The organism is Prevotella sp. P5-64 (assembly GCF_002251285.1).
Taxonomy (GTDB): Bacteria; Bacteroidota; Bacteroidia; order Bacteroidales; family Bacteroidaceae; genus Prevotella.
Genome location: NZ_NPJK01000005.1, coordinates 84,467 through 99,192 on the forward strand (window position 1 = coordinate 84,467; position 14,726 = coordinate 99,192).

11 protein-coding genes are annotated in these 14,726 nt (G+C 44.4%); 6 read left to right on the top strand and 5 right to left on the bottom strand.

All coding sequences use genetic code 11. From position 1 onward, the window contains the following. The first annotated feature begins 7 nt into the window (after window positions 1-7). A complete protein-coding gene (locus CIK87_RS01385) occupies window positions 8-919 on the top strand; it encodes a hypothetical protein (RefSeq protein WP_094384824.1) in 912 nt (303 codons plus the stop codon). Window positions 920-1,056: 137 nt separating this feature from the next. Here CIK87_RS01385 and CIK87_RS01390 read toward each other — a convergent pair whose 3' ends face one another. Then, window positions 1,057-1,605 carry a hypothetical protein gene (locus tag CIK87_RS01390; protein WP_254046487.1) on the bottom strand — a complete coding sequence of 183 codons (549 nt, stop codon included), beginning with the start codon at window positions 1,603-1,605 and terminating at the stop codon, window positions 1,057-1,059. Window positions 1,606-1,850: 245 nt separating this feature from the next. Continuing rightward, a complete protein-coding gene (locus CIK87_RS01395) occupies window positions 1,851-3,257 on the bottom strand; it encodes a caspase family protein (RefSeq protein ID WP_158216170.1) in 1,407 nt (468 codons plus the stop codon). Between the two features lie 398 nt (window positions 3,258-3,655). Here CIK87_RS01395 and CIK87_RS01400 point away from each other — a divergent pair, with 398 nt between their 5' ends. The 4 genes from CIK87_RS01400 (at window position 3,656) to CIK87_RS01410 (ending at window position 6,359) form a co-directional block, all read left to right on the top strand. Continuing rightward, window positions 3,656-4,780, top strand: coding sequence for an ATP-binding protein (locus CIK87_RS01400; protein ID WP_094384828.1), 1,125 nt, complete (start codon window positions 3,656-3,658; stop codon window positions 4,778-4,780). Between the two features lie 80 nt (window positions 4,781-4,860). Next, complete coding sequence (locus CIK87_RS01405) at window positions 4,861-5,544, top strand: hypothetical protein (RefSeq protein WP_094384830.1); 684 nt, start codon at window positions 4,861-4,863, stop codon at window positions 5,542-5,544. A gap of 3 nt (window positions 5,545-5,547) precedes the next feature. Continuing rightward, a complete protein-coding gene (locus CIK87_RS13855) occupies window positions 5,548-6,051 on the top strand; it encodes a hypothetical protein (protein ID WP_144008063.1) in 504 nt (167 codons plus the stop codon). Next, on the top strand, window positions 6,018-6,359 hold the full coding sequence (locus CIK87_RS01410; RefSeq protein ID WP_158216171.1) for an agmatine deiminase family protein: 342 nt from the start codon (window positions 6,018-6,020) through the stop codon (window positions 6,357-6,359). Before CIK87_RS13855 ends, CIK87_RS01410 begins: the two co-directional genes overlap by 34 nt. Window positions 6,360-6,549: 190 nt before the next feature. Here CIK87_RS01410 and CIK87_RS01415 read toward each other — a convergent pair whose 3' ends face one another. Further along, window positions 6,550-9,018, bottom strand: a complete 2,469-nt coding sequence (locus CIK87_RS01415) for a leucine-rich repeat protein (RefSeq protein ID WP_094384834.1) — start codon at window positions 9,016-9,018, stop codon at window positions 6,550-6,552. A gap of 834 nt (window positions 9,019-9,852) precedes the next feature. On the opposite strand from CIK87_RS01415, the gene CIK87_RS01425 reads away from it, so the two are divergent. Next, window positions 9,853-12,048, top strand: a complete 2,196-nt coding sequence (locus CIK87_RS01425; protein ID WP_094384838.1) for an alpha-galactosidase — start codon at window positions 9,853-9,855, stop codon at window positions 12,046-12,048. A 363-nt stretch (window positions 12,049-12,411) separates the two neighbouring features. On the opposite strand, the gene CIK87_RS01430 is transcribed toward CIK87_RS01425, so the two are convergent. Both CIK87_RS01430 and CIK87_RS01435 read right to left on the bottom strand, forming a co-directional pair. Next, the gene (locus CIK87_RS01430; protein WP_094384840.1) at window positions 12,412-13,410 is read right to left on the bottom strand and encodes a glycoside hydrolase family 130 protein; all 999 of its coding nucleotides are present in this window, start codon (window positions 13,408-13,410) and stop codon (window positions 12,412-12,414) included. Window positions 13,411-13,438: 28 nt separating this feature from the next. Then, window positions 13,439-14,719, bottom strand: coding sequence for an MFS transporter (locus CIK87_RS01435; protein ID WP_022311710.1), 1,281 nt, complete (start codon window positions 14,717-14,719; stop codon window positions 13,439-13,441). Window positions 14,720-14,726: the final 7 nt, after the last annotated feature.

A 14,726-nucleotide genomic window follows, 5' to 3' on the forward strand; every position in this document is an offset into this window, starting at 1 on the left:
GTGTATTATGAGAAAAGTCTTGCTTACATTGACAATCTTGTTGACTTCTTATGCAACTATTTTCGCACAAGGAATAGAAATAGCCTTTGCGCTTCCTGTTGGTAATTGCCAATTAAGTGATAATACGGCAAAGATGCTGAGGAGCAAGTTCTTGCCAGCCATGACTGAAAGTGGAGTTGAAACAGCCGAGGTAAGTACCATTGCCATAAAGCCAGAGATTAGTTTCGTTAATAAACAAGTTGTTGAAGGCGGTATGAGGAATATACATACAAGCGACATACAGTTCAATTTTGTCTGTACCAATCTTGCCACAAGCACAACTTTTGCAAGTTGTGTCGTTACAGTACGTGGGGAAGGATTCTCTGATGATGACGCAATAAAAGATGCCATTTCTAAATTGTCTGCCCAAGATAAACGTCTAACAGACTTTGTGAATAAGGCAAAAGATAAAATCATAGATTACTATCAGCATAATCTTAATTCTGTTATATCACGTGCTCGCACTTTTGCCAATATTCAACAATATGGTGAGGGACTGGCTCTGTTGTTTTCTTGTCCTGCGACAATCTCAGATTACACAAAAGTCAATAACGAGATAACTACAATTTATCGTCAATACCAAACGCAGGAATGTAATAATGTCATTCAGAAAGCTCGGGCAGAATTCTCTAACGGTAATTTTGATGCAGCAGTCGAATATCTGCAACAAATAGATATGACAAGCTCTTGTGCTACTGAAGCCAAACAACTATGCATGCAAATCAAGCAAACTAAAGATGCAGAAGCTAGACGGGCTGTTGAACTCATTGAAAGGCAATCACAACGTGAGACGGATATTGAAAAAACTAGAATTAAAGCGGCACGTGATGTGGCTGTTGCTTATTGTAAAAGAAGAACTGATGTGTATTTCGTTTGGTAACATTATTCGTGTATTCGATTAGGTGTGAGAAGCCTATATGATTTCTCACATCTAATCATTACTGTTTCGTATAATTGTCGTGTTTTTACGATTCTAAAAGTTTGTTGGCGAATAGAATGTTACTATTCACTGTTCTTTTATCGCCCCAGCCCTTTTCCTTTCTTTTGTGGAACGCTTCCAAGCCCTACCTTTTGTGTTCCGTCCCAATTCGTAAGTTGGTCAGCGCAGCCATTGGAGCCACCAAGCGAAACGTATGTGTCTGCACTACATGACATATGGTCAACAAAAGCGGGAAAGTTGTCAATGGCGTTGTCTGTGAATTGAACTTTATTCGTGGCGAATAGTTTTATCCAACTGGCGACACATTCCTGCTTGAAGTCTGTAAAACCATGCCAAGACATATCAGATAAGAACCTCTTTGCTGCCGATTCTATACAGGCTTTAGAGTCCAATCCAATATTATGCTTTACAGCAGATGCCATAATGCCATAGTATATGGAAGCCGATTCTTTCTCGTTGAAGTTGACTCTATCTGTTTTTGCAAAGGATGATAAAGATTCATGTCCCTCCTTGGTAAACTTGTCAAGCACTTCTATGTATCTATTTTGCCGAGCCATGCTTTCACTTTTGGCTTCGGCTTCTTGCCGAGCCTTTTCTTTTGTTTCTTTCTCCTTACGTGCTTCCACTCGTCTTCAAGCATCAGCCATTTCACCCTGAGTTCGGGATAAGAATGTCTTTGTAAAACTTGGTAATCCCAAGTTTTGGAAGACAACGCTTCTGAGGAATGACAATTGGCAAACATATTCCGACTTGTTTGTTATAATTGAGCCCCTTCTTTAAGGGGCTCTATTATTGATTTGATTTTTTCACCTTATATTATATATGATATATCCAGAAAGCGGACACAACCTGCATAACGGATAATCATATTTTATTTCCTAAACAGTTTCATCGTGCGCCATACATCCTGCATTTGGGCAGATGATGAAATGGTAGGAGTCTGTGATTTGTTATTCACAACTATTGACTTTTGCGATACATTGGTCTTGATATAATCTGCCAAATCGCCAAGAGTTACATTTCCACGTGACTCCTTTAACTTTTTAAGTAGGAAATACGTAAACAAGCCATGTCCTTTCTCTTTATATGGATAAGCTGTTTCGCTCCCATCTGCAGCAGAAAAGACTACTACATTACCAGTCTCCATGTCTTTCTTTGGCTTGATAGCTACACCTCGTGCAGAAACAATCATACCGTTTTCTCTACGGCTACCACTGAAACAGGCATCCATAAAAACTATGACTTGCTTGGCATCGATGCTTCCGATTGAAGAATACAGACCACTTAGTGGTAAACATGCCTCCAACATAGATGGTGTGGCATCTGCTGGCAGCAGATAGGCTTCATTGTTCTTTTCATTTGGCACTCCATGACCGGCATAGTAAAAAATAACATTTATATCACCCTTGTATGCTTGCGAAATCTGTTTTAATGTACTCAACGCGCCCAATATCTTACCATAAGTAGCATCGATATAAACCTTTATGTTTTCTTTCGGAAGACCTAATGTTTTATGACAATACTCAGAAAAGATCTTTGCATCATTGACTGCGAAAGGAACACTCGCCACATTCTGATAATTCTCATTGCCTATTATGAAGGCAAACGTATTCGAAGAGTTGACAGAAGAGACAGGAATGTCTTTGTCTATCGTACGGTCTATTATAGTAACAGGCTGAGTTTTCACTTTTTGTAATGATTGCGGTGTCGTTTGTACTTTATTGTCAGCTACGTCAACTATTATTTCTGGCAAATCTATATTTGCAGACAAATTCTGGTCAGGCACATAGTTGTTAAGCGATTTATATACATTGTTGCCCAGTTTGAATGAGAATGAAACAATAGCGGCTCTATCGTTAACAATATCGTAGTTCGGTGTTATTTTAACATCATTTTTCCATTTTTCCTTAAAAGTCGGAGCTTGCGCAATAGGGACTTTTATGAATAACGTATCTACATTTTTGATATACACAGGAAAGGTTTCATTTTCAGGATCATAGGCAGCAAGAACATATCTCAAGTCCACACGTTTGTTGGTGTTGAGGTATTTTGACTTATACTCTTTTGTCAGTTCCTTTACCTTTAGATTCTGATTGACGGCGGTTACGCGTTTCTTCCACTCTGACTGTTTCTCAAATTCTAATTTCTTCTGCCAATTCTTTATATCTTCCTCTATTAAGGGTTTGGCATAGTTAAACTTAATTTTTACATGCAACCCAAAGCAGAGATGTGGCACATGAGGAAAGCACCATGAAAATCGGCTATAGACGTAGAGCACATTGGTGCTGACATGAAAAAGGGGAACTCCAGTTGAGACGTACAAGTACAATAATGAATAGACGTAAGCATTGAAATTGCACATCGAGCAAGCATGATTCACGTAACAAGTGGCAAAGTGGAAAAGTGGAGTTGCAATATGCTGCAGCCATATTAAAAAGAGAATAATGTCATCCTGAAGTATAAGACGGTTTTGTTCGCTTTTGCGTTTGGCGAATGGATTGACAGATATGATTATAAAAGGAAGAGGCGACGCGGACAAACAGAGGTGAAATATATGAAGAGGGAGTCTATTTTATGAGATTTTTCAATCAAGTTCACAAAGTTGTGGGCCACAACCTTGTGGACTACTTCTTTTTTCATTACCTTTGTAATCTAATTAAGTAAGGAGTAAAGATTATGGAGAAAGCTTTTGTATATGGTATGTCGGTCGGAGGTAATAACTTTACAGACCGAATTGAAGAAACCAAGCGTATCAAGCTTGACTTTGAAAATGGCGTTAATGTTATTCTTATATCTCCAAGACGCATGGGTAAGACCTCTCTTATAAAAAAGGTGATTTCCGAGATTGACAACCCTATGCTAAAAATCGTCTATATGGATATATATGACTGCAGAAGTGAATATGATTTCTATAACCGATTTGCCGAAACAATCATGAAGTCCACTGGCAAACATTTGGAGCAAGTAATGGAGAACATCAAGCGTTTTTTGGTTAGAATCTCGCCCAAAATTTCATTTAGCCCAGAACCTAACTCTGAGTTTTCTGTATCATTGGGTATAACGCCTAAGGATTATTCTCCAGAGGAAATTTTGAATCTTCCTGAACGTATTGCCAAGGAACAGGGCGTTCGCCTTGTAGTATGTATTGACGAGTTTCAGCAGATAGGAGAGTTCACAGACTCGCTGACTATACAAAAACATCTACGCGGTGTTTGGCAGCATCATCAAAATGTGTCTTATTGTTTCTTTGGCAGTAAGAAGCATCTGATGGAAAATATTTTCCAAAGTCGTCGTATGCCTTTTTATCAGTTTGGGGAGATGCTGCATCTCAAGTGTATTCCTACGGAATATTGGGTCCCCTTCATCTGTTCTCGATTCGAGAAGTACGGCAAGAAGATAACAGAAGAGTATGCTGGCAGAATATGCCAAGTGGTAAAGAATTACTCATCTTATGTGCAGCAACTTGCATGGAACGTTATGGCAGAAACAGAAAAAGAAGTAAACGAGGAGAATTTCGAAGAAGGCTTGAAGGCTCTGTTGGAGCAAAACAGCAGTCTCTTTATACAACAGACAGAGGGGCTTACGACCTATCAGCTCAACTTCATTCGTCTTTTGTGCAAAGGCATACATTCAGGATTTACCACTCAAACGGTTTCTGAAATATATCCTTTGGGTAGTAAGTCAAATATAGACCGTATAAAGAAAAGTTTGGTTGACAAAGAGATTATCACCATTGAGAAAGAGGGTATAGTCCTTGCTGACAGTGTATTTGAACTTTGGTTTAAAAGAGAAATGATGTAGTCTATAGACGACACTATGGTTTACCCTTCACCAGCTTAACAATTATAATTAATCTGTTTATTAGCCAAAAGACAGAAAATATGAACGAGTATAAAACAATAGACTCTCTTTTGAAGAAATTTGCTGATCCAATAAAAGAGGATTACGAAGCATTGGCAGTTAGTCTGATGAAAAACTTTTCCATCGCTAAATGTGAAAAAGATAGTGAAGGAGTCAAAAACGTGAAGTACCGAATAGCTGATTTGGAAATATATCTATATTCAACAGACGATACTGAAGACGTAGCAACTTTGAGTAGAGACTGTATCGAAGGGCAATGGTTCTTTCATCGATTTGGAGTAGATGTCGCATTTCGCACTTTACGTGGAGATAACAATGAACTGATACGGTTTGGCGGTGTGCTGATTCGTGGATTGGAGAAGTACGAAAACGGAAAGCATGTCGGCAATATATCAGGTAGCCAAAGATGTTTGTTTGACATGTTTAATGCGTCAGATGATATGCCTAAACTTATTGAAGACAAACCTTTGGATCATATCGAGATATTCAATACTTATAGAGTAGAGAATCAACCTCTACCTTATCGTTATTTCAAAGGCGGTATTGATTGGCAAATGAAAAGAAAATACGTTTTTCAGACCCAGAAGACAACCAATGGGACGACCGAATATCACATATGGCACGACTATAAGGATTTGCCAAAGAATATGTATGAAAACATTCCTAAAGATTTTGATGTAATAAAGAAAATATATCCAAGATAAATCATGATTACTGATGATCAAACAAACAAAGTATACTTTTCTGAATATCTGAGGGCTTACAAATGTTGGAAAAGCATTAAAGAAGCGTTGCTTGAACATGAAATAAACTTCGAAATGCTGCCCGGTACAAAAGATATATGGGTGAGAGACTTCATGCCGATTCAAAAGGATGTAAAATCTTTTATAGGATATGAGTATAATCCAGATTATCTCAAAGAAGAACAACAGTACATCACACCAGATGTGCATAATTGCTTTGAATTCACGCACAATAGTCTAATGATAATGAACGTCATCGTAGATGGCGGCAATGTGATAAAGTGTGATGACAAAGTAATTATGACAGACAAGGTCTTCATCGAGAATAAGGAGAAAGACCGTGAGTTCTTACAGACGGTTCTCGAAGACAGTTTTGGCTGTGAAGTTGTTTTCATCCCATGGGACAAGCAGAGAAATGCGGACATTCAGATGGAATGGTACGCTATGTTGAACCAGGGCATATTGTAATAAACAATTATGCAGATATAGATGAGCAACTTCGCGAAGAATTATTGAAGGTTTTGCGTCTACACTTTTCGAAAATAAGCGAGTTACAATATGGCAAGTATGCGCGAATGAATAGTTGGGCGCATATTAATTTTCTTCGTGTTGGCAATTTCTTGCTTGTACCGCAAATAGGTATTGCCAGTGATACCGTGGCTATTGAACAATTGAAGGAGATATATCGAGACTGTGAAGTCGTGCCTTGTGAAGCAAAAGGCATTGTTGCTAAAGGTGGCGCTTTCAATTGTGTATCATGGAATATAAAAGAATAGCTAAGGTATATAAAAAGGATATAAAGAGGTTATGAAGCCCAGTTTGAAACTTTAGCAAAATATTCCGACTTGTTTGTTGTAATTGAGCCCCTTTTTTAAGGGGCTCAATTATTGATTTGCTTTTTTCACCTTATATTATATATGGTATATCCAGAAAGAGGACACGACCTGCATAACGGATAATCATATTTTATTTCCTATACAGTTTCATCGTGCGCCATACATCCTGCATTTGGGCAGATGATGAAATGGTAGGAGTCTGTGATTTGTTATTCACAACTATTGACTTTTGCGACACATTGGTCTTGATATAATCTGCCAAATCGCCAAGAGTTACATTTCCACGTGACTCCTTTAACTTTTTAAGTAGGAAATACGTAAACAAGCCATGTCCTTTCTCTTTATATGGATAAGCTGTTTCGCTCCCATCTGCAGCAGAAAAGACTACTACATTACCAGTCACAATGTCTTTCTTTGGCTTGATAGCTATACCTCGTGCAGAAACAATCATACCGTTTTCTCTACGGCTACCACTGAAACAGGCATCCATAAAGACTATGGCTTGCTTGGCATCGATGCTTCCGATTGAAGAATACAGACTACTTAATGGTAAACATGCCTCCAACATAGATGGTGTAGCATCTGCTGGCAGCAGATAGGCTTCATTGTTCTTTTCATTTGGCACTCCATGACCGGCATAGTAAAAAATGACATTTATATCACCCTTGTATGCTTGCGAAATCTGTTTTAATGTACTCAACGCACCCAATATCTTACCATAAGTAGCATCGATATAAACCTTTATGTTTTCTTTCGGAAGACCTAATGTTTTATGACAATACTCAGAAAAAATCTTTGCATCATTGGCTGCGAAAGGAACACTCGCCACATTCTGATAATTCTCATTGCCTATTATGAAGGCAAACGTATTCGAAGAGTTGACAGAAGAGACAGGAATGTCTTTGTCTATCGTACGGTCTATTATAGCAACAGGCTGAGTTTTCGCTTTTTGTAATGATTGCGGTGTCGTTTGTACTTTATTGTCAGCTACGTCAACTATTATTTCTGGCAAATCTATATTTGCAGACAAATTCTGGTCAGGCACATAGTTGTTAAGCGATTTATATACATTGTTACCCAGTTTGAACGAGAATGAAACAATAGCGGCTCTATCGTTAACAATATCGTAGTTCGGTGTTATTTTAACATCATTTTTCCATTTTTCCTTAAATGTCGGAGCTTGCGCAATAGGGACTTTTATGAATAACGTATCTACATTTTTGATATACACAGGAAAAGTTTCATTTTCAGGGTCATAGGCAGCAAGAAAATATCTCAAGTCCACACGTTTGTTGGTGTTGAGGTATTTTGACTTATACTCTTTTGTCAGTTCCTTTACCTTTAGATTCTGATTGACGGCGGTTACGCGTTTCTTCCACTCTGACTGTTTCTCAAATTCTGATTTTTTCTGCCAATTCTTTATATCTTCCTCTATTAAGGGTTTGGCATATTCGCTAAATGTCTTAAAGAGGCCACCATACTCAAAGTTGTTGGCTTTTAATGTATAAAATGCAGAACTAAATGGCGTATAACCCCAGCTGTCAAACACCCCGTTATGAATTGTAATTTTGGAAGTGAGTCCATAAATTTCAGTTAGTTTATAACAAAATGCAAAAGCCATATCTCCTATATAGGTCACTTTAGATGGAATAACAATCTTTGACAGACTATGGCAATTATCGAAAGCATAATTACCTATATATTCCAATTGTTTTGGCAGTTCGATAGAAGGAAGTGACATACATCCACTAAAGGCACCATCCTCTATTCGTTTAGTGCCTTCGAAACGGACTTTTCGAAGTCTTGTGCAATCACGCACCATGTTTTTTTCTATCACGGTTCTATAACCCAAATCCAGAGTGTCAAGATAGTTATCCTTATAGTCCCCAAAGATTTGTTTCATGGTCACTCCATGTACATTAACATACGCATAAGTAAGAGATTTGCAGTTGGAGAAAGCGCCATTTCCTATTTTCATGTTCTCATTAAACAAATATATCTTGTTTAGTTTATCACAGTATTTAAATGCAGCGGTTCCTATTTTCTTTATTGATTCAGGTAAATGAATATATTCCAGGTTTGGTAATTGATAAAAGGCGAAATTTCCAATTTCTTCTACTCCATCTTCGAAATCAACGGATACTAAAGACGTATATTTGGTAAAACTATGGTCGCCAATACGTAATGTTTTAGGTATCGTAAGGTAACGAATATTCTTGGCGACATCACTATTAAGGGAGCAAAACAATATAGGATAACTCTTACCTTTATAAGATACATAGGCAGGTATATCTAAGCAAGTAGGGTCTTTCATTTGTTCCGGGTACAAATTATCCACGGAACCATATAGAATACCTACGCTTGTGGTAAGACTATATTCAATACCCTGTATAATGACACGTTTCTCCTTCTTCGCCTCTATTTGGGAGGTGATTCCCCACAAAAAGACAAACAACATCAAATAGCGAAATAAAATCTTTTTTTGTAACATATCATGATAGTGATAGTACGTCCATACTTTGAGAAATTTGGTAGTTTGAGCAGCCACATTTGTTACTAAACAAAAAAGGGAAACCGTAAATGCAAATAATTTTTTCATTGTGATAATCGTTAGTTATTAAATGTTTTTAGTACAATACACCTTAAATGGAAAGTTCTATAAGTATCAGGACAACAACAGCCTGTCCATGATATGCTCATGCCAGACATTTCGCTTGTCTTAGTGTTACACTAAAGATGACCAAAACCTGACTATTGGCAAAAATACAAATTAAATCTGAATAGCCCGCCTCTTTTGATGCTTTTTTTGCAAATATAGTACATTTTTTTGCAATCATGGTTCAACTTGGTATTCTTTTATTCTAAATCACCGCCCCAACCTTAGACTTGCTAACTACCTTTGGTGGATGAATAAAATATCTAACCGCAGTTGCGGGCTCGTATCATTAGTTACGTGGTTGCGTGTCGTAAGTCACGAGCTCACGTATCGTAAGTCACGGGCTCTCGTGACTATTGATACGAGCCGACAACTGTGGTCAGAGGCGCGGCCGGCGTAGTTGCTGCGGTGGTCGGCTTAGTCGTCGCAGTGGTTGGCGCAGTTGCTGCGGTGGGCGGCATGGTCGGTGTAGTGGTGGCGATGGACTCTAAAGAAACCGTGATAATTGACAATCATCACGGATGGAGTGAAAATAATCGCCCTTTTCTTTTGCCATGCACCAACCTTTGGCTAACTTTGTAGAAAGTTAGGTCCCTGCGCCCTGCCCCGATGGCTGCCCTGGTCGCAGACACGATGAGCGCTCGGGCCATACCTTTTAATATATCGGTGAACACTATCTGTATATCGGTGAACACTATCAGTATATGGGTGAACACTATCTGTATATCGGCGAACACTATTAATATATATCGGCGAACAATAACTAAAAAACATATAATGATGAGAAAAATCTTTGTGATGCTGTCGTTGTTGGCAGCGGCCGTGACCCACGCCGCCGAACAGCCCCAGCGCGTGTCGGTGGAGACTCCCCACATGTCGTTAGTCCTGGAAGTGTCGAAAGACATGCAGCCCCGCTATGTCTATCTTGGCGAGCGTCTCGGCAAGCATGACCTCGACAACGCCGTACCTCTGGCGCGCACCCCCATCTATCCCACCTACGGGTCGGAACTGGTGCATGAACCCGCACTCGCCATAACCCACGCCGACGGGTCTATGGCCACCGACCTGCGCTATACAGACACCAAGGTGGTGGCAGAGCCCAAAGCCACGGTGACCATCGTGCGCATGCAGGACAAGGTGTACCCCGTGGTGGTAAACATCTGCTATCGCGCCTATAGCGACGTGGATATCATCGAGACATGGACCGAGATAGAAAACTATGAGAAACGCCCCATCACCCTCAACCGCTTTGCCAGCGCCATGCTGCCCATACGCCGCGGCGATGTGTGGATGACACGCTTCCACGGAGCATGGGGCAACGAGGCAAGGCTCGTAGAACATCCGCTGCAGCGTGGATTTGTGACCGTAAAGAACAAGAACGGTGTGCGCAACTCGCAGACAGAGCATGCCGAGGTGATGTTCTCGCTCGACGGCAAGCCCGCCGAAAACCACGGACGCACCATCGGAGCAGCCCTCTGCTATACCGGCAACTACCGTCTGCAGGTGGAGACCTACAATACCGACTACCACTATCTGCTGGCTGGCATCGACGAGGAGTGCTCTGCTTACCATCTGGCTCGGGGCGAACGCTTTGTCACCCCTGTGCTGGCGCTTACCTACAGCAATGAGGGCAAGGGCGGCGTGAGCCGCACGTTCCACCGCTGGGGCCGCGAGTACAAGCTCTGCCATGGCAACCAGGTACGCGACATCCTGCTCAACAGCTGGGAGGGCGTGTATATGAATGTCGAAGAGAAGAAGATGGACCAGATGATGGCCGATTTCAAGGCCCTCGGCGGCGAGCTCTTCGTGATGGACGACGGATGGTTTGGCGGCAAGTATCAGCGCACCGACGACGCTGCTCTGGGCGACTGGGTGGCCGACACCCGTAAGCTGCCCGGTGGCATCGAGGCTCTGCTCGACGACGCCAAACGCCACGACATCAAGTTTGGCATCTGGATCGAGCCCGAGATGACCAACGAGCGGAGTGAACTCTACGAGCGTCACCCCGACTGGATCATCAATGCCAAGAACCGTCCGCTCGTGGGCGGACGCGGCGGCAACCAGCTGGTGCTCGACATGGGCAATCCTAAGGTGCAGGACTTCGTCTTCGGCGTGGTCGACAATCTGCTTACCCGCTATCCGCAGATAGCCTATATCAAGTGGGACGCCAACATGTCTATCATGTCTCACGGTTCGCAGACGCTCTCTGCCGCCAACCAGAGTCACCTCTATATCGCCTATCACGCGGGCCTGAAGAAGGTGCTCGAGCGCATACGTGCCAAGTATCCCGACGTGGTGATGCAGAGCTGTGCCAGCGGTGGCGGCCGCGTCAACTGGGGCATACTGCCCTACTTTGACGAGTGGTGGGTGAGCGACAACACCGACGCCCTGCAGCGCATCTACATGCAGTGGGGTACCAGTCACTTCTTCCCCGCCATCGGCATGGCTTCGCACGTGAGCGCATCGCCCAACCACCAGACCATGCGCCGTCTGCCCATCAAGTATCGCTTTGATGTGGCTATGACAGGCCGCCTCGGCATGGAGATGCAGCCCTGCGATATGACCGACGCCGAGCGCGACTTTGCCAAGCGTGCCATCGCCGACTACAAGACCATACGGCCTGTGGTGCAGATGGGCGACCTCTACCGCCTGGTGAGCCCCTACGACGACCAGCACATCGCTTCGCTCATGTATGTGACTGAGGCCAAGGACAAGGCTGTGTTCTACTGGTGGAAGATGGCCAACTTCGTAGACGACCATCTGCCCCGCGTGTGCATGGCTGGTCTCGACCCACAGTGCATGTATCGCGTGCACGAGTTGACCCGCATCGACAAGGACCCCCTCTTCTGCGAGGGCCGTCTCTATAGCGGCGCCTTCCTCATGAACCACGGCCTCGACTTCCCCTACAATCACAAGACCGACGTAGAGACCAACGGATGGTCAAGCCGTGTGCTCTATCTCACAGCCGAGTGATCCCTGGGCGCACAGCCCGTGACAGATAACTTACAAATACATAGATTGCAACGCATTGCGCGTTGCAATTTATGTATATGGCAACAGGAAATAATCTTTTCGTGCTTTGATATCATTGCCTCTAACCGTTACTTGATCTTAATTTAGGCTATTTCCGGTTTTGAGCAGATTGGCTCTGGTCTGGGTGAAGCCATAGCGAGTTATGCCTCCATCAGTATGGCATGAATCAGAATCAGCTGACCTGTCGGGTTTAGACCGTTTGGAGCTAATGCGCAAAAAAAGAGGATGACGGCGCTGTGCCGACATCCTCTCGTAAGGGTTGTGATGACGGCTCCGCAGAGGAAGCCGCCATAATGGGTGCTATCAGATGATACTGTTCTTGCGGGTCCACTCGATAATCTCGGGGATGTAACCGAAGGCCAGTCCGGTGACGGTGTCTGCACAACCGTAGTAAACGGCTACGCGTCCGGTCTCGGGGTCATGAAGCTCGGCGCAGGGGAAACATACGTTTGGCACGTCGCCGGTGAGCTCATACTGCTTCTGCGGAGAGATGAGGTAGGGACCGCTGCGGTAGATGGGCTTCCAGGGCTGCTCGAGGTCGAGCAGAGCCGAACCGAAGCTGTATACATAACCATTGCAAGAGTGGAGCACGCCGTGATAGAACAGCAGCCAGCCCTCGCTGGTCTCGATTGGGATGGGGCCGGCACCAATCTTCATGCACTGCCATGCACTCTGCTCGAATGGAGCGGGAGCCATCACGTGGCGGTGCTTGCCCCAGAAGCACATATCGGGCGACTCGCTATAGAAGATGTCGCCGAAGGGAGTGTGGCCAGTGTCAGAAGGACGAGAGAGCATGGCGAAGTTGCCATTGATCTTCTTGGGGAACAGCACGCCGTTGCGGTTGTAGGGCAGGAAGGCGTTCTCCAGCTGGTGGAAGGTCTTGAAGTCGGTGGTCCATGCCACGCCGATGGTTGGGCCGTAGTAGCCGTTGCACCATGTGACATAGTATTTGTCCTCTATCTTGCACACACGTGGGTCGTAGCCATACACCCACTGTCCCACTTCCTCGTTGTCGCACTGGAAACGGAGCGGTTCTTCATTGATGTTCCACTTCTTGCCATCCTGAGAGAAGCCTACATGGAGCACCATGCGGCGGTTGGTATCATCGCAGCGGAAAACGCCAGCGAAACCATTGTCAAAGGGTACTACGGCACTGTTGAAGATACTGTTGCTGGTGGGCAGCAGGTCGCGGGGGATGATGGGGTTGTCGCTGCAACGCCACATTACATTCTTGCAGTCTTGCGGACGCTCTTCCCAAGGCATGTTGGGCAGGGCCTGTCCTTCAATAATCAGTTTGCTCATAATCGTGATGATTTTGGTTGTATGAATATTATTGTTTCTTGTCTGGATAGGTGAATGGCACAAACCAGGTGATAAGCAGTGCGGGTATGATGAATATCAGTACAAAGAGGAAGAAGCCCTCATAGCCCAACAGCGTGGTGAGCTTTCCGCTCGACATGCCGGTGACCATCACGCTGAGGTTCATGATACCCGAGGCGATGGCATAGTGGGACATCTGGTTCTTGCCGGGAGCTATCTGGTGCATCATAAACATGGTGAGGCCCACGAAGCCAAATCCGTAGCCGAAATACTCTATCACGATGCCGCCGCCGATGAGCCAGAGGCTGCTGGGCTGGTAGATGGCGAGGAAGGTGTAGACCAGGAAGGGCAGGTTGAAGATAAGGGCGAGGACAAACAGCACCCGCTTCAGACCGAAGCGTGCGATGACGTTGCCGCCGAGGATAGAGCCCACCACGAAGGCTGCGGCTCCGAAGGTGCCATAGTAGGTACCAATCTGCTCATTGCTCAGTCCGAGTCCACCCTGGGAAACGGGGTCGTGGAGGAAGAGGGGCACCACCTTCATCACAAATCCCTCGGCGAGGCGATAGATGATGATGAAGAGGATGTAGTAGATGATGTGTGCCTTCTGGACAAACTCCTTGAGCACATCCCACAGTTCCTTCAGCGTCTCGCTGGCACTCTTCTTGTCGTCGTTGTGCTTGCCGTCGGTGGGTAGGATGAAGTAGTGGTAGATACCCAGCGCGGTCATCACTACGCAGAGGAAGACGAGGATGGCGGTCCAGGCATTGAGTACTCCCACCATGGGGGTGATGATGCCGGCAATCCATACCAGCAGTCCGGTGGCAAAAATCTTGGCGATATTGTAGAATGCACCTTGCCAGCCTATCCACCGGGCTTGGTCCTCCTTGGACAGCACGCCCATATAGGTGCCGTCGGCAGCAATGTCGTGGGTGGCACCACTCAGTGCAACTACGGCAAAGAGGGCTATAGAGATGGCGAAGAAGTCGGGGAGGTGGAGCGAGATGGCTGCCAGACCGAAGACGACGCCACTGACTACCTGGGTGAGGACTACGAAGAACTTCTTGGTCTTGTAGAGCTCAAGCAGGGGGCTCCACAGGAACTTCAGGGTCCAGGGCAGCATGATGAGGCCGGTCCAGAAGGTAATCTCTGCATTGCCTATGCCCAGGTCCTTGTACAGGAGAGACAGTACCATATTGAGCACCACAAAGGGCATGCCCATGGCAAAATAGAGGGTGGGCACCCAGGCTACGGGGCTCACCTTCTTATTGGCTAAATTGATTTCTTTCATTGTTGTT

What these genes read in the sequence shown, in the direction of transcription:
- CIK87_RS01385 (WP_094384824.1), top strand. Translation starts at nt 8, where the DNA reads ATGAGAAAAGTCTTGCTTACATTGACAATCTTGTTGACTTCTTATGCA.
- CIK87_RS01400 (WP_094384828.1), top strand. Translation starts at nt 3,656, where the DNA reads ATGGAGAAAGCTTTTGTATATGGTATGTCGGTCGGAGGTAATAACTTT.
- CIK87_RS01405 (WP_094384830.1), top strand. Translation starts at nt 4,861, where the DNA reads ATGAACGAGTATAAAACAATAGACTCTCTTTTGAAGAAATTTGCTGAT.
- CIK87_RS13855 (WP_144008063.1), top strand. Translation starts at nt 5,548, where the DNA reads ATGATTACTGATGATCAAACAAACAAAGTATACTTTTCTGAATATCTG.
- CIK87_RS01410 (WP_158216171.1), top strand. Translation starts at nt 6,018, where the DNA reads ATGGTACGCTATGTTGAACCAGGGCATATTGTAATAAACAATTATGCA.
- CIK87_RS01415 (WP_094384834.1), bottom strand. Translation starts at nt 9,018, where the DNA reads ATGAAAAAATTATTTGCATTTACGGTTTCCCTTTTTTGTTTAGTAACA.
- CIK87_RS01425 (WP_094384838.1), top strand. Translation starts at nt 9,853, where the DNA reads ATGATGAGAAAAATCTTTGTGATGCTGTCGTTGTTGGCAGCGGCCGTG.
- CIK87_RS01430 (WP_094384840.1), bottom strand. Translation starts at nt 13,410, where the DNA reads ATGAGCAAACTGATTATTGAAGGACAGGCCCTGCCCAACATGCCTTGG.
- CIK87_RS01435 (WP_022311710.1), bottom strand. Translation starts at nt 14,719, where the DNA reads ATGAAAGAAATCAATTTAGCCAATAAGAAGGTGAGCCCCGTAGCCTGG.